The organism is Exiguobacterium sp. s91 (assembly GCF_018618915.1).
Classification (GTDB): domain Bacteria; phylum Bacillota; class Bacilli; order Exiguobacteriales; family Exiguobacteriaceae; genus Exiguobacterium_A; species Exiguobacterium_A abrahamii.
Window position 1 is genome coordinate 1,595,907 of the sequence record NZ_JACSMZ010000001.1, and the last position, 23,836, is coordinate 1,619,742.

A 23,836-nucleotide genomic window follows, 5' to 3' on the forward strand; every position below is an offset into this window, starting at 1 on the left:
TGCCAAAAGGTGAAATTCAAATAACAGACATAAGCACCTATAAAGAATAGATACTTATGTCTAAAAAGTATATGAATGATATTAGCTTTTTTCTCTTTTAACGTCTTCAACTGTCTTAAAAATTCGAGAGTAAACGTTATTGATATTCTTCTCGTTCACTACATCATCATTCAAACCGTACTCCCAGTAACGATATGAACTTTTCTTTTCTTTTAGATAGCCTGAGGCATAGGAATGATTCAATTCACTTGCTTCTTTGTAAGACAGTCCTTCAGTTACAAATGGCAAAAATCCTTTTGTAGTTTGAAGGAAGAAAATTGGTATTTTGAGATTATCATAAACAGTTACATATTTTTCGTCATCTGCCTTTTTCAAATTACCTTTTGTAATGAATACAGCATCAAAGTTAGAAGAAACTTTTTTTGTATCTTTCAACTGTTCCAACGATAAAGCTTCAAACTTAATATTTTCTTTTTGAATATGAGGTTTTTCTCCAACTATACCTATCTTTAAGTAAGCACCATTATTTAAAGATGCATTTTCTTCTTTTGAGGTTTCTGTACTACATCCTGATAGTGCAAGTGCAGTCATAAGAGAGCATAGATATATATTTTTCATTAGAAGATCCTTTCATTTCAATTAGCAAAATAAAAAATACAAGCAGTTAATTACTTTACCTTAAAATAAATACAGTAGGTTTTCATTAATCCGAAATTACTATAGCAACATTTCAAAAACGAGTATAGCCTGTTTTATAAATATACTTATAATGATTCGATGTGTGCGATGCATTAAACTCTATCGAAGCCGCTTTATCAATCCCAAGATTTACAGAGCCACCTCCAGTAGTTGATCCATTGTCGAAAAAGTCACCATTAACAATCCAATAAATTCGATTTGCGTCCTCTAACTTCGTATATACATCCCCACCAAATTGTTTAGATCTTCCAGTTCCAAGATGTGCTCTATTCATAGATACGTTTAGTATTTTTTTTATTGCTCTAAAACTAGTACCACCCTCATTTGTTTGGCAATAAAAATTGAGTGATGGTTTGTATGTACTAGTTACAGTAAATCTCGTGTTAATTGTTCGATAAGTAGCTGACGTCGCAGCAACTGCTTGCGATGTTGCCATAGTTCCTACTAAACCTTTTGTAATAGCATTTGAAGAATTTTTAACCATTGGATTTTGTGTATTCGAGATAATTTCTCTTGCAGCTTGAGTTTCGGAAATCCCTTGCTCATCAGATATCTGTTCCACTACTTGATTGAATGTTAACACATCACTTACCACTGTATCTTGATCTGAACTGTTTATGTCAATTAATCCTTCATTCTGTGAATTCGTAACATCGTTTATTGTCGATGTATTGTTTTCTGCAAACACAGGAACTGATACTGATGAAATAAGGCCCCCTATTAACAAACTAGTAATTAATGGTTTTTTTAAAATCATAATGAAAACTCCCTTTGCGTGTAATTTATGCCCAAAAAAAGTATATTTTTTGTACAATCACATTATTAGCACTTTTCTTAGTGATGTCAATTCATTCTTCAGTTGAATTTTTAATGATAAAAATCACTATTCAATCACTTTTGTGTAAGTTTATATATAGAAAATCAAATGCAAAAAATAATGTTTTTATACTTTCTACTGATCATTTAACTGATATGAAATATAAGGCGTTGCAGTCCTTATTATTCAAATAAAATGTTGAATATTTCTTTTTAAATAATCTTAGCATATAAAATATCGAGCGTTTTAAAATTGGTATTTTTTAGAATTTATTTTTTTGTCTTTTGTGTGAACTAGTTTACTAAAATTTTTATAGTATATTAGTGTAGAAGTTAATATTCAATCACTATGAAATAATTTATAAGTCCAACAGAACAAAAAAACCACTCTAATGAGTGGTTTTGAAAAATCTAGATTCAGCACTATCTTATTCACTATTTTGTACCTTAAAAATTAATTGACCATTATGAATCGATTAAGCCTGAGGACGTTTCCGACATAAACCATAGTATTGATAGAACTATAATATACTTTTTTATTATACACTCACATGCATTTTAGTACTCGAAGAGGAGTACTTAACTATATGTCAGTATATCTTATATATCCTTGACTATGCAATGGACTGTGCAATGAGTGTTTAAAACTCACGGGATGCAATGAGTGTGTTTCTAAGTGTCTTCTATGTGGTACAAATCCATAAATTTATGAAGTGTGCAGCTACTCCTCGCGGGAACGGGAGGCAGTGAAAAAATCAAGATATTACTACTTGGGGAAAATCAACTATCAATCACTGGGGATGTTATTGAAATCAAACGCGTCGTCGATACACTCACGACCGGTAGTCAAGTTGATCTATTGCTCAAAACGTCTTGCATGAAAAAAATCAATGTCATCCTTCCAAATAATCGAGATATCGTCACGAATGAGCAAGTTACTTTCATTTTTGACTAATAAACGGGAAAGGGGTGGTTCCCTTTCGCGAGTTCCAGTCAACACACCCTTCCGACTTCGCCAGACCTTTCCCTGGATTCCCTTATGGGAGAGTCTTAATAACATCATTGATTATCCATATTTACCGAATTAAAAAATGTTTAAAATCCCCTGAATTTTTCTTGTTTTTAAAATAATGACATATTAAGGAGTAAATACATGAACGAATTGATTAAAGGCACTATCGAAATATCTTCTGCGATCGGAGCGGTTTGGGCAGCAATTGCGGCACAAAAATCAGCTAGCACTAGCGCTAAGCAACTAAACACACAAATTAAAGAACAGGAAAAAATTGAGCGCCCCAGAATAGCTCCTTTAAATAAACAGTTATCAGTCGAAATTCCCTTCCCTTTAGTAGACTGGTCAAGAAATGCTCAAAATCAACTTAATTTACTTGTAGGATATTCGAAATTTAGTGAATTTACTATTCCGGTAATCAATACAGGTAAATCGTTTGCTCTCAATGTAGGTTACTATTATGAACTAGAAGGCGGTATAGATGCAATTGAAGACAAGGCTTACGATGATCATTCTATAATCGGTCCAAGTCCTGAAGAAAGAATGCAAGACCTAGAGCAATTCGAATTTAATATAAGAGCTATCGATTCTAGACCATCTCCAAATAGATGAATGCAGTTTATTGCCGAGGTAGTGTTTTATATTAGTTATGTTCCAATCATTCAAAGTAATGCAACAGAACAAATTCAAATACCTAGTTATTTTGTTGCTTTAAGCAATGTTTATTTACTTAATTGTTGGGATGAGAAAAACAGTGAATTGATTAATCCAAAATTGATCCTAACATTTTTTTATAAAGATCAATTTAACAATGAGCATGAGGATAAATTCAGAATGCGCTTAGGCAACCAAATGAGTCAAAAAGATTCTATTACAAAAGCATGGATTGAATTCGAGCCAATAAAACAAAACAAAGAATAAACCCTGTCACCTTGATAGGGTTTATTCTTTGTTTCTTAAAATTTTTATTATTTAAAATAAAGTATTCCATATTGCAAGACCGACAACACCATCTGCATCAAGTATCTTAAGCTTCAGATATGAGCTGACCTTTGACTCCGTTTGCTTGTCGAACTTGCCTGTGACGAATGCCCCGACCGCGCGTTGAATACGCTCTACGTCCTTCTGCTTCATCCCTTTTGCTCCGACATACAACGGTTTTCCTGGATATGTCACGATCGCGTTCCCATTACCTTGCGTCGGCTTCGGGTTAGCTTTAGGCTTTGAAGTCGGTGCGGATCCAAGTACTTCGTCCGTATCTCCTTTGTACTCATACTGTAGGTGAGGCGAGTCGATGAATGTTTCATCTCGTTGGTTTCCGTCAGAGTCCCAATCCCCACCCCATGTGAATCCGAGACGCTGCGCTTCTTTGATCGTCTTCTGGATATTTGAAGCATATAGCCATTCCACACTGCTTTGCCATCTTTGACCGGTACAAAATCGAGTGCTTTCCCAACGATATGGTCTGTGACGCTTCAGAATTAACGTCAGCGCGTTGTCCCGCTTCTGTATGGCGAGCATCGTATACCAATACTTCAATCAGGAACGACTCGGTCATGCCGATGCAACGTTGACGATGGATACGTACGCTCACATATTGCACACTATGCAATCCGATACGGCGACGCAATTCGAACAGCTTTTGAAATGCAAAAAACCGCTCAAAAGAGCGGTTCGTAAGGAAATTTCCGATTTTCGCAACAAGCGTGCAATACGATTTCGGCAAATACTAGAAATCATTTAAGCCTGCGGTCTTTTCCGACGCAAACCATAGTACTGATAGAATTGAACTTCGATATTCCCGTTATACAGCTTTCGGCGCTTCGTCGCCGGGCGACCGTACGCTTTTTCGAACTCAACATACGACGTGATCATGTAGACACTGTAGTATGGGAATTCTTTGTACGCCGTTCCGATCTTGCGGTAGAGCTGATGGACTTCACGTGCATCTTCCAAACGCTCCCCGTACGGTGGGTTTCCGATGATGACACCGAAGTCTTCCTTCGGTTTGAAGTCTGCAGCGTCGCGTTGCATGACGTTGATCGCATCGCGAACGTCTGCGAGTTCTGCGTTCGTTTTCGCGAGCTTGACCATCTCTGGGTCGACATCGCTTGCGTAGATTTTCAACGGTTTGTCCCACTCTGCTTTTTCGTTCACTTCGTTGATCGCATCAAACCACGCCTTCTTCGGAATGCATTTCCATTCCTGTGAGACGAACTCGCGGTTGATCCCTGGTGCGATATTACGCCCGATCATCGCTGCTTCGATCGCCAGCGTACCTGAACCGGTGAAGACGTCGTAGAGCGGCATGTCCGGCTTCCAGTTCGTCAGCATCAGCATCGCAGCTGCCATCGTTTCTTTGAGTGGGGCTGCTGAGTGGAACTCACGGTAGCCGCGTTTGTGTAACGCGTCGCCAGACGTATCGATCGTTAATGTTGCGATGTCTTTTAACAAAGCGACTTCAATCGGATAGCTCGCACCTGTCTTCGGTAACCATTCCGTTCCTTTGTTGTACTGTTCTTGCATGTGCGAGACGATCGCTTTCTCGGTGATCTTCTGGCAGTCACGGATCGAGAAGAGCTTCGACTTGACCGAACGACCGTTGACGATGAAGTTGGCATCCCACGGCATCAATTCGTGCCACGGCAGTGCCTTGACTTGATCGAACAATTTTTCGAATGTCGTCGCGCGGAACTCAGCGACGACGAGTTTGATCCGGTCCGCTGTCCGAAGCCACATGTTCAAACGAGGAATGTCCTCCATCTCACAATCGATGTAGACCTTTCCGTCCTCGACCGTACATTCATATCCTAACGCACGGACTTCTTTTGCGACGAGCGCTTCGATTCCCATCGCCGCTGTCGCGATGACTAAGCGTTTTGTCATATCGCGTTCACTCCTTTATTGTTTCTTCCACTGAATCGTTTCATTGCAATAAAAAAAGAGCCCAGGGTGGACCTGGACTCTCGTTCAACTTAAAAATAACAGCCTATGTGGTCCTGTAAGCCATGTTCTGTTCCTTAGTGTTCCAAACGGTTTGACCCTCACACGCAGGCGACAATCATCTATCTCCGTATTTGCATACGCTCTCCTTCGCGTTCAGTTCCGCTCCGGAAATTCCCCTACCAAATTTGGGTTTCTCGCTCGTGGGGTTTACCTCGTTCCACCTTCATGGTTTCCCATGAAGCTCCGTCACTGTGGCACCTTCAAGAAGTTTCGGCCATATCCGAAGACTTAGGCGTTCCTTCTGCCGTCAGCTTGACGCTGCCTACACTTATCTTTTTGTGTAGCACGATCACTACAGCCATCGCAGGCTGTGCGAGCATGGACTTTCCTCAAAGCACCGAAATGCCCCGCGATTGTCCGAACCAACATAGTCACTGCTTATGAGTGTAGCGTAGATGCCGCTTTCCTGCAAGAGGCAATTCTCGTTTTATAAACGAAAAAGTTGCGTCCCTGCCTCATTTCACGGTATAGTACAAGAGTTCAGAAGGGGGCATGCAGCATGAAAAAACGACGCTCTGGTACGAACCGGCGAACGGTTCGCAAGTTGACATTCCTGATCGAGATCGATGAGATCAAGGCACTTCATCTGCGAAACGGCATCTTCGCCTTCTATCGTCAAGGAGAGCTCATCCACGCGTTCGAGCCGTTCAACGTCAAGGCGCCCGATGCACTCTCAAAACGTAGCTATCATTTCGATCAACACGATATCTTGCTTATGAATGAACGTTTCCCTGAGCAAATCCCGTTGTATGATAATGCGATGACGTTACGCTCTTGGGCCGACCAGGTCGCTTATGGTTTATACCAATTGATCGATTCCAGTCGCCTGTCGTTCGTCCATGAGGACGATACAGGATACAAGATGGAAGCGATGATCACGTGGACTGGAGAGGCATTAACACCTCCGACGCCCGTCTATAAAAAAGGAAAAGACCCGAAGTAATCTTCAGGTCTCGTACGGCGCTTCTCACTCGGTGGGAGGCGCTTTTTTTATTTCACTGTCAAGAGTCGTTCGACGGTCCGCGTATGGCGTCCGCCTGTCGTCGTAAAGACGAGCTTGTAAGACCCCTTGTCTTTCAACTTATACGTAAACTTATGCGTCCCGTTCGTTAAATTCGATTGCGTGAACGTCTTGACTACCTTCCCGTCCTTATAGAGACGTGTCGTCGTCTTCGCACTCGCGTACTCATCGAAATAGAATGAGAACAGCTGATTCGGCTTGACCGTTGACGGTAACGAGATCTTTGAGATCGGTGCCGGTAACGTCGCCAAGATTCCGGCGTTCAAGCGACCCGTCCCGTAATGCGACTTCGTATCGCCTGATTTTTTCGTCGCTGCGGCATATAACTTACTGCGCATCGTCGTATTCGAGACGAACGGATTCTTCGATTTCGCGAGTGCCAGTACACCGCTGACGACTGGTGTCGCCATCGACGTTCCGTCCAAGTAGCCGTATTTATTCCCGACGATCGTCGAGTAAACCCCTTCACCCGGCGCCATGATGTTGAGTCCTTTACCGTAGTTCGAGAACGTCGAGGCACGACCGAGCGTCCCGACTGATCCGACGGCAACGACTTGACTCATTGAGCCTGGGAAAAGGACTTTCCCCTTCCCGTCGTTCCCGGCTGCGCCGACAACGAGGATGTTTTTCGCCTCTGCTTTTTTGATCGCGGACTCCATATACGGATCGTATTCATATTGTCCGAGCGACAGATTGATGACATCTGCCCCTTGCTCGATGGCATACAGAATACCGTCGCCGATATCGATCGACCCGGCATATTCTCCGTCAAAGACGTCCGCCCCAATCAGTTTGACACCCGAAGCGACACCGACGATTCCTTGACCGTCTTCACGCGCCCCGACGATCCCCGCGACGTGTGTCCCGTGATCATCTGGTTTGCGAATCCCGGAAATCGTCGTCGTTTTATAGATGACATCCTTGAACTCACGGTGTTTCGTATCGATCGCGTCATCGATGATCGCAACGCGAACGTCCGATTTCCCACGGCTGTACTTCCAGTAAGCCGGAATTCGTGACTGATCGAGGTACGTTTGCTGGAATTGGGCAGAATCCGTCGCTTTTTTGACGTCCGTGATCGGAATCAAATCGGCGTCGATATCTTCTTCCTCGAGGTGCGCAAGGGGCTCGACGAGTGAGAATCCTTTTTGTTTCAGGGCACGGATCTCGGTCAGACCTTGATTCGCCAACCATTCTTGTTTTTGTTGTTCTGTAAAGGTTGGGTCGTATTGTACGTATTGAGACTGCGCGAAAGCAGACGTTGGCATGGCGACGATTGTCGCTAGCGTGAGTAGTGCAAGTTGCTTTTTCATGGGAACCCTGCCCTTCTCTGTTTACGCGCCGACCGAAGAATCGTTTGGACTAAAGCGGAACCGTACCGTCCGGTTCTTCGCTGACTTCAAAAGGAATGATCTTTCCGATCGTCACGTAAGCATAATAGCGTGCAAGGACCGCACGCCAACGCGTTGCATCGATACCCGTCAAATCTTCACCTAACGGGGAACCGTCGAACGTCTCGAACTGTTGGCAAAAGAACGCTTCTTCATCTTCATGCCACGTTACTTCTTCGCCGATGAACCCGGTCGAAAAGCGGACGAAGTCCGCAATCGAGGGTCCAATCACTTCTGCCGGCAAGCGTTCGCTCATCCGTCCGACCAGTTCATACCGGTCACGTTGTGCTTGTTCCGCTTCTTCAATCGAATGACACAGCAGCACTTCACGATTTATTTCTACTAACACGACATAGTCACCACTCGGTAAATTGACGTGAATCATCCCTACACCCCTTGGATTGGATTCGTGCGGCTTCTAGGTGTCATTTTTTCTTCGATAATTTATAATGTCCATTTTCGATCAAATGTTAATTCAATCGGCTCGTTATCTTTCGACTTTAACATAACGACCCGTGTCGTTTCAATTTGATCGACGAGATCCGCTTGACGAAGAGACTGAATTTCCTTCGATGAACCGGCTTCAATCCGTTCTCTGTACGGGGCAAGCAACTCTTGTTGATTGCTTGCGAGTGCGTACCAGGCAAGACGAGCGAACGGTTCATCCTTTGCTGTCTCGAGCGCGTAGCTCTCGAAAATATCTGGAAGATAACTGCTAAATTGATCGAGCGCGTCAATCCGTTCTGCGACATCTAAAATCGTCAACCAGCTCGGGAGCGACAGTAAGGATTCACTTGACCACCAGTCGAGTAAATCAACATGTTCTTTAAGTAATTGCTGCGCTTCTGGTCGATCGATCATATGTTGTAGGGTCTGGATGAGTTCGTTCCAAGCAAGTGACCAGTATTCCTCTGACGGATTAGCTGAGAGGAAGAATTGACGATACACCGTCAGTAGTTCCGAAACGTCCGTTAATGGTTCGACTTCCAATCGTTGATTAAAACGACTAACTGCTTTTGTAAAATAACTTGGTTCAAGCGTCAATGCCATATAAAGTAATTTCGGTGCATTTTTAATTTCGCCTTGATCGACCGTCTCAAATAATTCTTGGATCCATTCTGGTTGTGGTTGTGTCATAATCCTTTTCCTCCGTTTAGTAAATTTGTTTACTATACCCGAAAAAAGATTAGTTGAATCATGCCCGACCTAAATTGCTCCGATTCGTTGGGCGGTTTCCTCCGAACATAAGACAATCAGCGTGCCATTTTTCGGAATCGTTTCGTCGAGACGTTGGTTCAAATCAAGCCGCTTCCCGTCAGATAAAATCGTCACCCCTTCTTCTAGCAAAGCATGAAACGCATCGCGGTATGTCGCCCATTCCGGTCGTGTCGGAATCGAGAACATTCCCTCACCATCCTTCGTTAATAGATTCGTCACGACTTTCGTTACGCCAGGATGATGGGACGCGAGGATCGCCATCCGGGCAATCGTCTCGTCACCGAGCAATACCTCATCGACCTTGACCTGTTCAAAGCTATCGAGGTGTTCTTCAAGCATCATCTCGACGATCGTGTAGATGTTCGGATTCGCCCGTTCGATGCTTGAAGCGATCAACAGTGTTCGTCCATCAGCATGGACCGGTGGAATCGAATGGTCAGCGAGGACGATCGCACGGACCGCCTTTTCGATGTGTGCTCGCTCAAGCGTCGACGTCAGCGCCGGATCACCACAGACGTAATGGAACCGGGGGTGACTGAATGGCTCTCGCTCTAGGTCGTCGACGAGGACGACATCCGTATGTTCGAGCAATGACTCGATGACGTGCTTCGAACGCCGACTGTAACCGAAGACGACCGTATGCCCTGTTTCCTTCACTTGTAACAACCCTCTTTCCTTTTGATTACGAATCAACTGGACACCGTCGACCAGTTTTGAGATCAATCCACCGACGATTCCGATCCCGAAGATGAAAACGAAAATCGTCAGAATCCGACCGGTATCCGAGTTCGGGAAGAAGTCACCGTATCCGACCGTGACGACGGTCGTCATCGTCCAGTAGACGGCGCGGAAGTAGGACCCGAACGTCTCCGGCTCAAGCGCATACATGATGCCCGCGACACCGAAGACGAAAATTAAGGACGCATACCCGAGCGTCCGCATCCGTAGAAACGAGACTTTTCGTAAAAAACGTAACCAGACCATGTTTTTTTCATTCCTTTCGAACAATCCGGTCTCTTCCCCTGTCAATAAGGGCGAAGGAGGTGATACACATGACACAAGCAGAAGAGATCAAGACGAGTCTCGTCATCGTCTTCGAGCGTAAAGACAAGGTGACAGCGAACGGTGATGCCGTCGTCGCTCGCCGCCGCTACAACGGCTTACGTTCGAATCTTCCAGCAGACGTCGTCGCTTCGATCGGGCAATCGATCGGTAGCTTACTCGACGGACGCTACGCGCTGACGGAAATCAGCCGTGACTATGCTTTACTGAAGGCATAACCCATCCTCTACATTTCATGAAAGGAGTGACCATTGATGGAACATACAATCGTCCTGACGTTCGATACGGTGACGAAAAAACCGTATCGCTTGCGCATCGCTGGTGCGAAGGAGAATGCGACCGTGGCGGAGATCAAAGCAATCGGTGACTTGTTCGTCGCCCATGACCCGTTCATGAACGGTGTCACACGTCTCGCGTCCGCCGAATTACAAAACAGTTCGGAATCGGCATTCGTCTTGTAAGCTTTTTCAGTCCATCGTCACGGGATTACGTGACGATGGCTTTTTTTTGGTATACTAGAAACATCAACCAGCTGAAAGGAAGTCAATTTATGGCCAAACGCCCACTCACTCCTCGCGAATGCGAACTCGTCGTCTGTAGTCTCTACGTAATGGAACTCATCCCGTTCGAAGGCATCATGGAACGTCTCGAATCCATTACGCTCCGAGACATCATCGGCCCCGTCGCACGTGGTGAATCGACGCGGGAGCAAGCTGCTGACGCGCTTGACCAGTACATCAAGGTCCGACGTCGCCGGTTCCGCAACGTCCCACCGGAACATCTTTGGTCGCTTGACGACCGGATTGAACAAGAGGCACTGCGGATGATCCGCAAGCGTTCGCCGCTCTCGGCAGGAGAAAAGCTCCAGCCGAAAGCCATTCCTCATGAAATGGGGGATACGGTCGAGATGAAAGTGACCGAAATTCAGGATCGCAACAACAAAGTGACCTTGATCGGGAAAGTCGGTAATGTCACGGCGAAGCTCCCGGTCGCGAACCGTCAAGCTTATAAGGGCAATAAGACGATCTCCGCCTGGATCACGGGTGTCGAGAAAAAACCTGCCTTACTTCATCTGTCGACATCCGACTACGGCAAACATCAGCCGTCAGAAGACGTCAAGGCAGCGTATGCGACTGCCGTCGCCGCGTTACGTCGCTATTTCGAGACGAACGAGCTCCCGACGACCGAAGAAGTCGATCTCGCAAAATCACTGTTTCAACGGATGATCCGCCGCGATCAGAACGATTGGTTCACGGTATACGTCGCGATGGGTCGCCCGCAACTCGATCACGTCCGGCGCTGGGTCAAGGTCATTCAGATGCTCGCCCGCTCCCTGCGCGGGGACGAGGAAGCAACACAACAACTCGCTTCGCAGGAAGATCGTTTTTTCAAGGATGCCTTATTGCGTGCCTGTAAAGCAACAGAGAAAAACTTCACGTCTTGATGCTTTCGCCTCACGACGTATCGATTCCTAGTCAAAACGAAAAAAAGAACGCTTCGCACCGGATAACTTTTTCCGATGCGAAGCGTTTTTTTAGGCAGACTGACGCGAGACCAGTTTGTAACAACCCCAGCCGAACAAGAGAATTGTCGCGATGCTACTGGCGATGACGACTACTGGTAAAATAATCGGTTGCCCAAACACCGGTACAGCGAGGTAATCCCTAAACAATACGAACACCATCAATGAATGCCCTTGTGTCAGGAGAAGAAGTGAGCGAATCGTTTCGCTCGCCATGATGCCTCCAAAGAACTTTTCAAGTATGAACGGACCAATCAACCAGATCGATGCGAGTATCAGAACAGCAAGGACATGCCGGACGAGTAACGAGAAAAACGTGAACGTCATGACTAACGAGATGCCGACCAGCCACTGCATCAAAATAGCGAGCAGATACAGTTGCCCGAATGTCAACGGATATGGAGAATCATGATAGTTAAACTGAATCGGTAACTCCCAGCCGCTCGACTGACGGAAAAATAAGAGCCACTGCACGATATTGTAAACGAGGATGATGCCAGTGACGAGCAGGATCGAGAGTGCTAATTTTGCCGTCAGGACGTCTTTGCGACCATGCTTTGAGCTATAGAGCAGTTGCAACATCCCGGTCTGCGCTTCGCGCGAAAAACTCGTCGCGGTTACTAACGTCAAGACGATCGCCAGCAACGCAAATCCTCCGACACCGAGAAATACGATGAATTGATCAAGCGTCCGGTAGTTGCCAACGTGTTGATAATCGATTTTCGCAAGCAACGACGCTTCTTGTTCGAGTTTTCGTTTTTTGATGTCAGATGTCGCAGAGCGCGCTTCTTGACGCAATTCGTCGACACGTTGCGATTGCGACTGATGCCGGCCGTCTGCCTTCAAAATCTGCAAATAAATGTCGTGTTCACGCTGTTCTGCTTTCGTGATCCCATTCTTCGTTACACGCTTTACCCCTTCTGTTGCCAGTTGCACGAAGTCCCTCGTCAATTTCCCTTCGAACGGTGCATTCGTCCGTTCCGTTCCAGGCAAGCCCATCCGACTAAATGAAAAAATCAGACCGACGATAAACACAAGGCACAGGAGAACCCACACCATCTTTTGTTGCTTTACCTTTTGCCATTCCACCTTCAATAAGTCGCGGCTCATGTCAGCTCCCTCCTTTTGACAGATCGCATCATGAATACGTAAAGGGTGACGATCAGTACAATCCAAACGAGCATCACAAAAATCGGTAAGACGAACGGTATATCTGTCTGGAACAGTTCACGCGTCAGCACGCCGCGGCTTGGGAAAAAGAAGATCAACACTTGCACGAACTCCGGGAAGAAAACGTCCGGAATGACGTAACCATATGTCAATGGTAAACCGATCAAAATCGTCACGTAAACGAAGGCGTGACTGTACTGTTTCGCGAATAACGAGGCACATAAAATAGCTGTCGCTAGCGTCACAAAGGCAAGTTCCTGATAAATGAACGTACACAGTACATATCCACCAATCGATAACGGATACGGTGCTGTAGCAAGTCTGTCCATCGCTTGCATCGGTGCCGACCAATCGATCGGTCCGAGTTGATAACGGACGACTAAAATCGTCGCAAGATACGTTAATACATGGATGATCGTCACGTACATAACGGCAGCCATCCATTTCGCACGTAATAAGAGATGTCGTCCATTCCGCGACGTCAACTGGTACTGTTCGACTCCGGTCATGCGTTCACGTGTATAACTGATTGTCACGAGCAGGAGTCCGATCAACGGGAACAGGAGTCCGGATTGATTGACGAACGTCGCTACGATTTCCGCCGGATCGTGATAGCGAATCGATGCGACGTTGATACGATTGACGAGCTTTTGCTCGAACGTATCGCTTTTTAAAACGTCGAGGCGTTGCTGCCGCTGAATTTGCGCTTCTTCCATATGTAAGATTTGAGCATAGATTTCATTCTTGTAAAATATGTCGTCTTCTCCCATTCGTGTATCTGGATCATTGATGATGTTGCCATCTGCCTCAATCCTCTGAAAGACGTCTTTCGTCGCTGGTCCTTCGAACGAAGGATAGCGGGACTTGACGACATGATCAATCGGTTCCACTAATGTCGGTAAGAAAAAGATTCCCATACCGATCAACAGCAACCAGACGATTAGCGATTTGTATAATTTATATGATTCGAATCGTAACATCGACATCACGCGCCACGCATCCGTTCATCTAAGTGATAAAGGTATAAATCTTCTAGTTGCGGCTCTTCCTGAACCGCATCTGGATGCGGTCGATCGGATGAGATGATCCGGACGCGGTTTTTACCAGACCGTGTTTGGTGAATCGCACCCATTTGGTACGTCTCCTGCAAGACGAGTAATGTCTCGTCCGATACATCGACGGACCAGATCGAGGTCGCGATCTCATCGAGCAAGGTATAGGGATTGGCTTGGCGGATGATCTTCCCTTGCTGCATCAGGATGATTTCCTTTGCGATCGACCCAACGTCCGAGACGATATGTGTCGACAGTAAGACGATTCGTTTTCGCGCAATCGTCGCGATGACGTTTCGAAAATGAATTCGTTCTTTTGGATCAAGCCCTGCCGTCGGTTCATCGATGATCAAAAAGTCCGGGTCGTTCAACAGTAGTTGCGCGATCCCGATCCGTCGTTTCATTCCACCTGAGAAGCGGCGAAGTTTCTGATTTTTTTGTTCTAGCAAATTCACATCGATCAAGGCTTGCTTAACGCGAGAGGTGATGACGGATTTAGGAACGCCCTTGACCGTTGCCAAGTACGTTAAAAACTGTGTTGCCGAGAAATCACCGTAAAGCGGTGTCTCTTGCGGCAAATACCCGATTCGTTCGCGGTACGTCTCTTCTAGCGGTGAGACGACGTGACCATCGACTCGAATCCCCCCTTGCGATGGATGTAACAGTCCAGCAAGAATCTTCATCAACGTCGTCTTCCCTGCTCCATTTTCACCAAACAAGGCATACACTCCGGCTTCAAGCGTCAACGTGATATCCTGCAACGCTTGTTTTCGATTCGGATAGATTTTTGATAACTGTTCGATTTCTAGTTTCATATCATTTTATCCTTTCAAAAAGACGTCATCCGGTTTCGGTATGACGTCTCCGTTTCATTGAACTGCAAAATCGTAGATACTCGTTCCTTTTTTCTGATTCGCATCCTTGATTTCCCCTTGGTACATCAGTTGTTCATTTTTTAAATCGATCACGGATACTTGGAATCCTTCGTTCGTCTCGGATGAGAGATAGAGCTTCATTTCGTCCGTCGAATCCAACCAATCGATCTTTTTCAAAACAAGCGGACTGCTTACACTATGCTCGGATACTCGTTTCGTTTCCAAGTCGAACATCGACCATTCGATTCTTTTCGTCTCCCCTTCCGGCAGACGGAATCCGATTAAATAACGACCGTTCGCATAGGGTGTAAACCCGATTTGTTGCTGATTTAACTCCTTGATGGACCGAACGACCTTCCCGTCATCGAGAAAATAAGATAGTTTTGTGTTCTCTTCATCGCTGTCAGACGGTTGTTCCGTGTAGACGACTTCATTTTGGTGAATCGCTAAAAATTGACGAGCGTTTTTAGGCGCTACTGGTTTTTGAAGAATGATTTCTTCGACCCGATCGCCTGCTAAATCAAGCACAAGGAGTTTCGTTTCCATGGGCTGATCGACACGATCAAGTTGGATGTAGACCTTCATCGCCTGCTTATCGACGACACTGGCTTGTAAGTCCATCCCCGTCTCAAGTTTCGTATCGTACTGAAATGTTTTCTCGAACATTTCCTCGGTCTTGAACGTAAACATCTTAAATCGTAATTTATTGTGTTTGATCTGAATCGCATACTCTGATTGTCCATCTCCACTCACATTCGTTTCCATTTGTGTCGTGAATTCGTAATATTTGTCTGGCAAATCCGCCATGCTATCTTCACGAAATAGTTGTCCGACGTAAGAGTTTGACTGTTTTTCGATGTCTCCATTTGCATTGGCATCATAAATCGTCGAACGCATTCCTTTAGTCTGTAAACGTAAATTAAAATTTTCTACTTGCGAAGATTTCCCACTGATGGTCTCGAGGGAAAAGTCTGCGCTTTTGATTGACAGTGTATAGCCGATGTAGCTTCCGATTGTTATGAAAATGATCAATCCATAGATCAGGAGTTGTCGATATCGCTTCATGAAGTCTCCTCCTTAAACGGATAGTCGCGTCTGGACTAGCCGCAGATTTTTGTATGACACGTATAACGTTAATAGTACGACGTATCCGAAATAAAATTGCATATGCAGTTGACTCAGGTTGCTTGAAATAGCTGACAATGCTAAGCCTAAAATGATATAACCACCAATCAGTGCAATCCCGTGTAATCCGACGATCAAGAACGCTTTTCCTCTTCGAAACGACCGCTCAAGTAATACTGTCATGAAGACGAACGAGATGACGATGAATGTCATTAGTAAAATGAATAAAATGTCAGTTGGGTACATCGTATAGAATAACTTCATATAAAAGGAGTATTCGTTGATGCTGGCTGTGACCTGTTGAGCATCTGGCAATAGCCACAAGTAGATATTGCGACTAAGCAACAACAAGACCCACTGGATACCGATTAGACTAGCGACGACGAGAAGAACGGCCATCAATTTTGATCCAAAAATCGCCCGGCGTGATCCCGGTAACAATAGCAATCTGTAGATGTACTTCGTCTCGCCCACCCAGTCGCGATACCAAATCCAGAACGCGAACAAGAGAATCATCCCCATCGTTAAAACAATGATTGAATCGTAAAAATCCGTTGCCTGTGCGAAGGTCAACGCACCACCTGCTTGTGCAATTGCGTCCATTTCTGAAATCTGATCGATACGCATCGTTTTCTCGATCGTGCTTTGATAATCGTAAATCTGATAGAGCAGTGACGCGATTTCCGCGACGATCAATCCTGAAATCAACAACACCAGTAATTTCGTACTCCGTTTCAGTTCTTCATTCGTTAATAACAACCAGCGTTTCATCCTTGATATACCTCCCGCATCCGGTCCTGGACCGATTGATGATGACGGCCGCGCAGCTCATCCGTCTCTTTGACTTCGACGATTTTCCCGTCCCGTAAGAACAACACTCGGTCAATCACCTGTTCGACCTCGGTAATTTCGTGAGTCGTCATCAGGATGCTCCGTCCTTCCATGAACTCACTTGAGAAAATCCAGGCAATCTGTTCCTTCATGAAGAGATCGATTCCTGCGAGCGGTTCGTCGAGTAATATGTACGGTCGATCGAGGGCGAATCCTAAGACAAGATTAAACTTCGCCTTGTTCCCTTTTGATAAGTTCGCCATTTTATCCGTCGTAAACAGCTGGAACGTCTGCAGCAACCGTTCCGCTGTCTCTTGATTCCAATCTGGATAATGATCCGCCATATACGCGAGCGCTTGTCCGATCGTCATGTAGCTCGGCATCGTCTGGAGATCAGGCACGAATGCGATCTGGTCGCGCGATGTTTTGCCGTCGACCGTCACCGTCCCGGCATCCACCGGAATCAGACCGAGAATTGCTTTTAAAATTGTCGACTTCCCTTCCCCGTTCAAGCCGATCAGACATGTCACTTCGTTTAAATCAACGGAGAACGTCACGTCACGTAAGACCTGCTTCTTTCGTCCGTATCGCTTTTGTAACCCCTTCACTTCAAGCACTAGAATTCCCCTCCTCAATTCCTACCATTGTATTAAGACAATAGTACATCTGTTAACTGTATGGTACATGCCATACAGTCTAGCGTCAACCTGTTTTTTCCTGCTATCATCCAGAAAATGAAAAAGAGCCGGACAAAAATGCCCGACTCCGCAAGTATTTCGACTTCGTTTCTACTTTTTTATGACCGGAAGAAAGGAGAGCGATTTGATCACTCGAAATCGCTTCCCAGGAAAACGATTCGAGATGAACAAAAAAAGAGAGGACGCCCTGATGGACGTCCCCTCTGAACACGTGACTGGTGTTTCAATAAATATCAATCGTTGACTCCAGTGCCCGGCATGTCCGACGCACGGTCGGTAAGAAGTCGGTCCGTTTTGCGACACCGCCTTCAATCTGGACATGCTGAATGCCTTTCGTCCGCTGCATCGCTGTTAAGACGGTGACCAGCTCGATGAACCAATTCGAGATCAGTTCGACGACCTGTTCGTCAAAAGCGGCAGCGCCATACACATCATACCCGTTCTCGCAGAGATGGTTCGGGAAGCGGGCTTTGAACCGATGAATCAAAGTGTCTGTCGTCGGAATCAAAAATTCGTCGTAGATGACACGTTGCTCGGCATCAAGCGTTTGTTCTGTCACACCATCCATCATTAAATGTGGCTGATTGCCGATATTCAATGTCCAACTCGTCTTCTTTCGCTCGCCAGTGGAAGTGATCGTTCGCATGGTTTCATCCATCTCCTTTTGATGTGTAAGCGTTTACCTTCTCATTCTACCTGTCATTTGACCTGTTCTGCAACCGTCAACTTGACCAATTTAAACGATGACTTCGCTTGACATTCAGTCTACCAAATTCAACGCTTTTTGACGATGTCAGGAATTAACATCGTCCTTGTAAACGTAGACGGCAACGAGATCAATTAAGACATGGATGATGATCAGCGGCCAGAGTGTCTCGAGCGCTAGATACAAGTAGCCGAATCCCGCTCCGATCAGTCCTGTCACGAGAATCGCGAACCACCCTTGATAACGATGGGCAATCCCGAACAGGATGGCACCGATCCAGACGAAGCTGCCTTCAGAGAACGGTAAAAATAATCCAAGCGTATGGAAGAGAAACCCGCGATAGATCAACTCTTCCGTCACCCCTGCCATCAGCGCGACCATTTGGAACCCGGTTCGCTCCTCTTTTGTTCGCGGCAGAATCAGTCGTTCCGCCTCACTTTGATAGAGCGGCAATAAACGTTTGCGAAACGCTGGAATGGTCGCTGTCAAAAGCAAGACGATACAGAGAAAGACGATTAGTCCAATCGTCGCGTACCAGACTGGACCACTTGGGACAAAAAACGTCAAGCCGATTTCCGGTAACAGCGTACCGCTGACCAGCGTGCCACCGACGAGCAAGAGACATAAGATGCCGCTCGACTGGACCATTGAGGGGTAGAAATCCTTGCGTGGGACGATCGTCAAATCGACCGGACGGACCGCTGCGATGATTGAGAGGACGACAAGCAATCCGAGTAAAAACCCATTTACGAAGAGATACATGACTTCGACTCCTTTTTTGATTCCACATTCCCGTCACAGAAAGTGCTATTAGACCCTACTAAAATATGATACCATTCAGTGGAATCCTATACAGAGGAGAGAACAACATGCGAAAAGTTTTTCGAATCAGCATCTTGTTCGTACTGTTCGCCCTCATCGTCAGTAGCTTCATCTACTGGCAAAATCGGGAACGTGTTCAAAATGAAATGTATCGTACGTATTATGGACAGCATGGCGTACCTGCCGAGAACATCGACATCTACGAACAAGCCGCGGCACGTTACGGCATCGACTGGAAGCTACTCGCCTCCATCCATCGCGTCGAGACGATCTTCTCAAACTCGTCAGCGATGCAATCGTCCGTTGGCGCCATCGGTCCGTTCCAATTCATGCCGAAAACATGGGTCGGTTGGGGATACGAAGGTGGCACGTCGCTCGGTGACATCGAGCATGACGGCATCGACGTGACGGATCCGGAAGCCATCGAGAAATATGGTGGTCTCGGAGTGGACGCGGACGGCGACGGGAAAGCCGATCCGACGAGTCTCGTCGACAGCGCCCACACGGCAGCGAAATACCTGAACCAACACGATGTTACGAAGACATCAGACCGAGACACGCTCGCGACAGCACTGTTTGAATACAATCGCAGTGAACAATATGTTTCTGACGTGCTCGCCCAATATGATCGTTACCAGCAACACGTCGAGGCGATCGATGCGAACGACCTCGACCTCAAGAAGAAGACACTCGCATTCTTCCTTCGCATCAGCTCACGTTTGACCAATTAAAAGGAGGCACCACCCATGACACCAGCCGATTCTTCCGAACTCTTGATTGAGGAATCGTCGATCCGCGTCCAGACGACGTTTGATCGAGACAAGACGAAACGCTATTTACGCAGCTACATCTTTGACGACATCGCAGAAGGGACGCACGTCGCCGCTTTAATCTACACACCACGGACGACGGATGCCTTTCTCTCTGGAACGACGACACAACGTGCGTACAATTTGATGAAGAAGTATGTCAGTGACCCCGTCAAACAATATGACATCATCAGTTTGATGCCGGACCTGCTCGTCAGCGAGGATCTGCCGTTCGCGCAAGCGAGCTTCGATGAGACGAACTATGAGTTCGTCGCGAAGACACTTGCCGAAGTCAAAGCAAAAAATGGCGTCGTCCTCTGTGGCTGGGGATCGCCTGGTCGCCTGATGCACCACCTGCCGGCATATGAGGAACTGTTTGAGCAGTATGCCGACATCCTCTATTGCTCCGGCATCACGAACAAAGGCGAACCGAACCATCTACGCTTGACGATGGACGATAGCCCGATGATCACGTATAACGACATGAAACAAAAAGCGAAAAAATTGCGTCGTAAATGACGCAATGGACCCTTCCATAACGGCAAGGGTCCTTTTTTTGAAACATTTTCCATCAACTTCGCGTATAATCAAAGTCTACATATTACATAGCAAGGAAGGTCATACGATGCCATTTTGGGATGAAGAATTACAGGAAGAAACGATGATTTCAGTCAAAGAAACAGACATTCAACGAATCGAGCAAGCCGTCAACGGTCGACTCCCCGTCCGTTACCTCGAACAAATCCAGGAACAAAACGGTGGTGCCCCAGAAGCTATGGCCGTGATGGTCGAGTTCAAGAATACATGGTCGGACGCAGAAAGCGGATTGCACCTCCCACTCCGCTCCATGACGTCATTGACATTCGAACGGTATCTGGACGAATTGTCGGTCCTCCGGGAATGGGATGTCGAAGGAAACGTCATGATGTTCGCGGAAGGAGAAGGGAGCTATTTTTGGTACTTCCACTTCACGGAAGCTGCTGAGCCGACTGTCTGGTGCCTCGATATTTCGGATGAGACGACCCATTTCGTCGCGGCGACATATGACGAGTGGTTAACGAAGCTGAGTAGCGATGTTCCGGAAGTCGTCATGCCGGATGTCGTATTTCTGACGTTACCTGAAATCAAGGACATTCTCCGTGGAGATGACGAAAACGAAAAACTTCTCGCCTACTCCCACTGGATGATTCTCGATGAAGAACAGGAAGAACTCATCGAAGCGTTCATGACACTGATCGAACGAAACGACCAGCCTGATTTCCTCGACTCCTATGCGTATTACCTCATGGAAGTCTTGACGAACAACCCGGAGTTGTTAGAACAGAAACGAGATGACGTCACGACCTTGATCCTCAGTAAAGGTGACGATCTCGATGCAGAAGACTTGCTATCTTGGATGGATGAAGAGATAGACGAAGAGTTCTGACCTCAACCATAAAGCCAGTATTCCTCGTCCATACGGATGACGAATACTGGCTTTTTCGCATGCCTATCCAATCATTTAAGACAACATCAACTCAAGCAGGCAGTCGACGAGATCCTTCTCGAGTTCGAGTGCTTGCAACTGGTGCATCATGTTGACCGGGTCGAGCTTTTGTGACAGCAGACGGTACAAACGATCCTTCAAATCATAGCTGATTTCCGCTTGGTCGAGAAATGCATACAACCGGTCCATCTTATTCTCGTTCGTCGAGATCTCAACTTGGAGCGACAACGTGATCGTATCGGTCACTTCACCCAGTTCAACGCGAAGGGACTGCGTCGCATGATCATAGACGCCGGTGACACTCTCTCCGTCGCGCTGAACGTATCCTTCACGGACTCCACGTAAGATCAACGTAATCGAGCGGTTTTCGGGTAACAAGTCACGGTGTCCGGTTGGTGCCGCGATCGTCAACTCACGTGCTTCCCAGTCGAGCGCAAACGTCGTCTCAACGTTGACACCATCGCGGTGCGCGACACCCGTGCTATCGTCTTCGAACAACGTAAACCGGTTCGATGCTCCCGGGAAGACGACGACTTCGAGATCGTCCGGATTATGCAGGGCATTCGACTGTTCGAGATGACGACCGAGTGGAACAATCGCACCGGCTTTTGCGAGTACGCCTTGGTCTTCGAGATAACGGAACAGACGGATCTGCTTGCCGCCGCGGTATCGGTGCCCATTAAAGAAATCGAACCATTCCCCTTCCGGCAACCACGCTGTCGTCGCCGTCATGTGCAGTTTCCGGTGCATTGGTGTGACCATCGGCGCGACGATCAATTCCGTTCCGAAGTAGAACTGATTCGGAACGTTGTATGCTTGATCGTCTTCCGGATGCTCATAATACATCGGTGAGACGAGTGGCAAGCCGTCAAAGTGATTACGGGCATTCATCGTGTAGATGTACGGCACGAGCTGGTGCCGAAGTCGTAAATATTTCTTCATGACGTTCGACGCATCGGTCGAATAACGCCACGGTTCTTTCCCGTTGAAGATGCTCATCGTACTGTGCAGGCGCATGATCGGACTGAAGACACCGTATTGGAGCCAACGTGTCGATAACTCGTCATCTTTCTCTCCGCGTTGGTGCCCCCCGATGTCATGGCTCCACCATCCATAACCGATGTTCGACGCTGTCGCTGTAAAATATGGCTGGAATTGGAGTGATGCCCACGAGATGATCGTATCGCCTGAGAAACCAACCGGATAGCGGTGACTTCCGGGTCCCGCGTAACGTGAGAAGATCAACGGTCGATTGCCATCGCGGGCGATATCGAGCGCGTGATAATGATTGAGCATCCAGAGCGGATCAAGCCCTTTCATCTTCGAGTTCGCGCCCTGCTGCCAGTCGATCCACCAGAAGTCGACGCCATCTGCCTCGTGCGGATGATGCAGCTTCGTAAAGTAGTTCTCGATGAACGTCCGGTCCGAGAAATCAAACGGGATCCGGACATCCGATTCGGGATCGACGCCCATCGCGACCGCCATCGCCTCGTAGGCTTCTTCAAACCCACGCACACCGTCCGCAGGGTGCAAGTTGAGCGTGACCATCCGGTCGTCGTCCTTTAACCATTGCAAGAATCCGCGTGGATCCGGGAATAGATCACGGTTCCACGTATAGCCCGTCCAGCCACTTCCGTAGCGTTCCGGGATATCGGTGACGTGCCAGTCCATGTCGATGACACTGACCGAGAACGGAATGTCTTCCGTCTTGAAGCGCGTCATCAAATCCTTGTATTCCTTCTCACTATAACGCCAGTAACGACTCCACCAGTTGCCGAGTACCTGACGTGGTAACATCGGCGTCGGTCCTGTCAGGTGGTAGAAGTCACGCAGTGCCTGTTTGTAGTCGTGACCGTATCCGAAGTAATAGATGTCATGCGTACCGGAGCGTCGCGGTTCGACGAAATGGTCTTCCGTCAGGACGAAGGCGTTCGAGTCGTCAATCGCCGCATAACCTTGTCGGGAAAGAATCCCTTCTTCAAGTGGGATGACGCCGTCCGCATGGTCAAGCGTCCGTGCCGTTCCTTTTAACGTCCGGAGCGGTCCGCCGAACGTATAGCGGCTGTAGTAGGTACTGAAGTTCCCTAAGACATCGATATAGAGTGTGTTCGCAGCGAACGGTCCCTTCGTATAATGCAGATGGACGTGCTCGGTGATGATTTGCAATTCTTCCTCGTTTTCGACGATGCGGTAAGCAAGTACCGGAAAATCACGATTGAAGACCGTTTGGGTCGGTCGATCCTCGAACTGTCCATCCGCCGCGTACTCAAGTCGGATCATCCGACTCGTCAAGACCGTGAAACGGTAGACATCTCCTTGGATGATGGCGTCTGGTCGTGCTTGTGGTTTCATGTCGCGCGTGTAGAAATGGGATTCATCAATTGTTCGCATACGGGTTCGGGACTTACGCCCCTTTCACTTCCTTCCAGGCTAAGTAGTGTGCAACCGATTACACATCTAGTGTATAAGAGTTCATGTTCCCACTTCAAGGAAGAATGAACCCAAAAAACGTCCC

Annotated in this window: 26 protein-coding genes and 1 other RNA gene; 9 read left to right on the top strand and 18 right to left on the bottom strand. The window is 46.9% G+C overall.

Going from position 1 to position 23,836, the window contains the following annotated elements; translation table 11 throughout:
• Positions 1-81: 81 nt before the first annotated feature.
• Together KNQ06_RS08385 and KNQ06_RS08390 are read right to left on the bottom strand one after the other, a co-directional pair.
• A complete protein-coding gene (locus KNQ06_RS08385) occupies positions 82-618 on the bottom strand; it encodes a hypothetical protein (protein ID WP_214724728.1) in 537 nt (178 codons plus the stop codon).
• A 112-nt stretch (positions 619-730) separates the two neighbouring features.
• A complete protein-coding gene (locus KNQ06_RS08390) occupies positions 731-1,456 on the bottom strand; it encodes a hypothetical protein (RefSeq protein ID WP_215147953.1) in 726 nt (241 codons plus the stop codon).
• 1,212 nt (positions 1,457-2,668) lie between these two features.
• Here KNQ06_RS08390 and KNQ06_RS08395 point away from each other — a divergent pair.
• Positions 2,669-3,139 carry a hypothetical protein gene (locus KNQ06_RS08395; RefSeq protein ID WP_214724723.1) on the top strand — a complete coding sequence of 157 codons (471 nt, stop codon included), beginning with the start codon at positions 2,669-2,671 and terminating at the stop codon, positions 3,137-3,139.
• Positions 3,140-3,448: a hypothetical protein gene (locus KNQ06_RS08400; protein ID WP_214724721.1), complete on the top strand. Its 309-nt coding sequence runs from the start codon at positions 3,140-3,142 to the stop codon at positions 3,446-3,448.
• A gap of 51 nt (positions 3,449-3,499) precedes the next feature.
• Here KNQ06_RS08400 and KNQ06_RS08405 read toward each other — a convergent pair whose 3' ends face one another.
• The 3 genes from KNQ06_RS08405 to rnpB all read right to left on the bottom strand — a co-directional run bounded on the left by KNQ06_RS08405 (position 3,500) and on the right by rnpB (position 5,898).
• A complete protein-coding gene (locus KNQ06_RS08405; protein WP_215147955.1) occupies positions 3,500-3,937 on the bottom strand; it encodes a hypothetical protein in 438 nt (145 codons plus the stop codon).
• Positions 3,938-4,267: 330 nt separating this feature from the next.
• The gene (locus tag KNQ06_RS08410; protein ID WP_215147957.1) at positions 4,268-5,413 is read right to left on the bottom strand and encodes a THUMP domain-containing class I SAM-dependent RNA methyltransferase; all 1,146 of its coding nucleotides are present in this window, start codon (positions 5,411-5,413) and stop codon (positions 4,268-4,270) included.
• A gap of 111 nt (positions 5,414-5,524) precedes the next feature.
• Positions 5,525-5,898: RNase P RNA component class B (gene rnpB, locus KNQ06_RS08415), an RNA gene on the bottom strand.
• A 134-nt stretch (positions 5,899-6,032) separates the two neighbouring features.
• Here rnpB and KNQ06_RS08420 point away from each other — a divergent pair.
• Entirely contained in the window at positions 6,033-6,476 is a 444-nt protein-coding gene (locus KNQ06_RS08420) for a hypothetical protein (RefSeq protein WP_041255063.1), read from the top strand.
• Between the two features lie 47 nt (positions 6,477-6,523).
• Here KNQ06_RS08420 and KNQ06_RS08425 read toward each other — a convergent pair whose 3' ends face one another.
• The 4 genes from KNQ06_RS08425 to KNQ06_RS08440 all read right to left on the bottom strand — a co-directional run bounded on the left by KNQ06_RS08425 (position 6,524) and on the right by KNQ06_RS08440 (position 10,147).
• Positions 6,524-7,867, bottom strand: coding sequence for a S8 family peptidase (locus tag KNQ06_RS08425; protein WP_215147959.1), 1,344 nt, complete (start codon positions 7,865-7,867; stop codon positions 6,524-6,526).
• A gap of 49 nt (positions 7,868-7,916) precedes the next feature.
• Positions 7,917-8,330 carry a hypothetical protein gene (locus tag KNQ06_RS08430; RefSeq protein WP_050677067.1) on the bottom strand — a complete coding sequence of 138 codons (414 nt, stop codon included), beginning with the start codon at positions 8,328-8,330 and terminating at the stop codon, positions 7,917-7,919.
• A gap of 59 nt (positions 8,331-8,389) precedes the next feature.
• Positions 8,390-9,082, bottom strand: a complete 693-nt coding sequence (locus KNQ06_RS08435; RefSeq protein WP_064300103.1) for a hypothetical protein — start codon at positions 9,080-9,082, stop codon at positions 8,390-8,392.
• 69 nt (positions 9,083-9,151) lie between these two features.
• Complete coding sequence (locus tag KNQ06_RS08440; protein WP_231884689.1) at positions 9,152-10,147, bottom strand: potassium channel family protein; 996 nt, start codon at positions 10,145-10,147, stop codon at positions 9,152-9,154.
• A 68-nt stretch (positions 10,148-10,215) separates the two neighbouring features.
• On the opposite strand from KNQ06_RS08440, the gene KNQ06_RS08445 reads away from it, so the two are divergent.
• The 3 genes from KNQ06_RS08445 (at position 10,216) to KNQ06_RS08455 (ending at position 11,669) form a co-directional block, all read left to right on the top strand.
• Complete coding sequence (locus tag KNQ06_RS08445; RefSeq protein WP_023467919.1) at positions 10,216-10,443, top strand: DUF1659 domain-containing protein; 228 nt, start codon at positions 10,216-10,218, stop codon at positions 10,441-10,443.
• A gap of 36 nt (positions 10,444-10,479) precedes the next feature.
• On the top strand, positions 10,480-10,686 hold the full coding sequence (locus tag KNQ06_RS08450) for a DUF2922 family protein (RefSeq protein WP_029341392.1): 207 nt from the start codon (positions 10,480-10,482) through the stop codon (positions 10,684-10,686).
• A gap of 89 nt (positions 10,687-10,775) precedes the next feature.
• The gene (locus KNQ06_RS08455; RefSeq protein WP_149427138.1) at positions 10,776-11,669 is read left to right on the top strand and encodes a hypothetical protein; all 894 of its coding nucleotides are present in this window, start codon (positions 10,776-10,778) and stop codon (positions 11,667-11,669) included.
• A 90-nt stretch (positions 11,670-11,759) separates the two neighbouring features.
• On the opposite strand, the gene KNQ06_RS08460 is transcribed toward KNQ06_RS08455, so the two are convergent.
• The 8 genes from KNQ06_RS08460 to KNQ06_RS08495 all read right to left on the bottom strand — a co-directional run bounded on the left by KNQ06_RS08460 (position 11,760) and on the right by KNQ06_RS08495 (position 18,966).
• The gene (locus KNQ06_RS08460) at positions 11,760-12,857 is read right to left on the bottom strand and encodes an ABC transporter permease subunit (protein ID WP_215147961.1); all 1,098 of its coding nucleotides are present in this window, start codon (positions 12,855-12,857) and stop codon (positions 11,760-11,762) included.
• The gene (locus tag KNQ06_RS08465; RefSeq protein WP_215084483.1) at positions 12,854-13,906 is read right to left on the bottom strand and encodes a hypothetical protein; all 1,053 of its coding nucleotides are present in this window, start codon (positions 13,904-13,906) and stop codon (positions 12,854-12,856) included. The genes KNQ06_RS08460 and KNQ06_RS08465 overlap by 4 nt, the downstream gene beginning before the upstream one ends.
• On the bottom strand, positions 13,903-14,784 hold the full coding sequence (locus tag KNQ06_RS08470; protein WP_215147963.1) for an ATP-binding cassette domain-containing protein: 882 nt from the start codon (positions 14,782-14,784) through the stop codon (positions 13,903-13,905). Before KNQ06_RS08470 ends, KNQ06_RS08465 begins: the two co-directional genes overlap by 4 nt.
• Before the next feature lie 54 nt (positions 14,785-14,838).
• Positions 14,839-15,909, bottom strand: a complete 1,071-nt coding sequence (locus KNQ06_RS08475) for a hypothetical protein (protein ID WP_214769484.1) — start codon at positions 15,907-15,909, stop codon at positions 14,839-14,841.
• Between the two features lie 12 nt (positions 15,910-15,921).
• Positions 15,922-16,740 (bottom strand): hypothetical protein, encoded by an 819-nt coding sequence (locus tag KNQ06_RS08480; RefSeq protein WP_215147965.1) that lies wholly within the window; start codon positions 16,738-16,740, stop codon positions 15,922-15,924.
• On the bottom strand, positions 16,737-17,417 hold the full coding sequence (locus tag KNQ06_RS08485; RefSeq protein WP_215147967.1) for an ABC transporter ATP-binding protein: 681 nt from the start codon (positions 17,415-17,417) through the stop codon (positions 16,737-16,739). The genes KNQ06_RS08480 and KNQ06_RS08485 overlap by 4 nt, the downstream gene beginning before the upstream one ends.
• A gap of 304 nt (positions 17,418-17,721) precedes the next feature.
• Entirely contained in the window at positions 17,722-18,144 is a 423-nt protein-coding gene (locus KNQ06_RS08490) for a hypothetical protein (protein WP_055967405.1), read from the bottom strand.
• Between the two features lie 147 nt (positions 18,145-18,291).
• Entirely contained in the window at positions 18,292-18,966 is a 675-nt protein-coding gene (locus KNQ06_RS08495; protein ID WP_215147970.1) for a CPBP family intramembrane glutamic endopeptidase, read from the bottom strand.
• A gap of 107 nt (positions 18,967-19,073) precedes the next feature.
• Between KNQ06_RS08495 and KNQ06_RS08500 the strand changes: the two genes are divergently transcribed.
• The 3 genes from KNQ06_RS08500 (at position 19,074) to KNQ06_RS08510 (ending at position 21,261) form a co-directional block, all read left to right on the top strand.
• The gene (locus KNQ06_RS08500; RefSeq protein ID WP_023467911.1) at positions 19,074-19,757 is read left to right on the top strand and encodes a lytic transglycosylase domain-containing protein; all 684 of its coding nucleotides are present in this window, start codon (positions 19,074-19,076) and stop codon (positions 19,755-19,757) included.
• 15 nt (positions 19,758-19,772) lie between these two features.
• On the top strand, positions 19,773-20,354 hold the full coding sequence (locus KNQ06_RS08505) for a DUF1643 domain-containing protein (RefSeq protein ID WP_023467910.1): 582 nt from the start codon (positions 19,773-19,775) through the stop codon (positions 20,352-20,354).
• 106 nt (positions 20,355-20,460) lie between these two features.
• Complete coding sequence (locus tag KNQ06_RS08510) at positions 20,461-21,261, top strand: SMI1/KNR4 family protein (RefSeq protein ID WP_215147971.1); 801 nt, start codon at positions 20,461-20,463, stop codon at positions 21,259-21,261.
• 75 nt (positions 21,262-21,336) lie between these two features.
• Here the strand turns inward: KNQ06_RS08510 and KNQ06_RS08515 are convergent, their stop codons facing one another.
• A complete protein-coding gene (locus KNQ06_RS08515; protein WP_215147973.1) occupies positions 21,337-23,712 on the bottom strand; it encodes a glycoside hydrolase family 31 protein in 2,376 nt (791 codons plus the stop codon).
• Positions 23,713-23,836 lie beyond the last annotated feature (124 nt).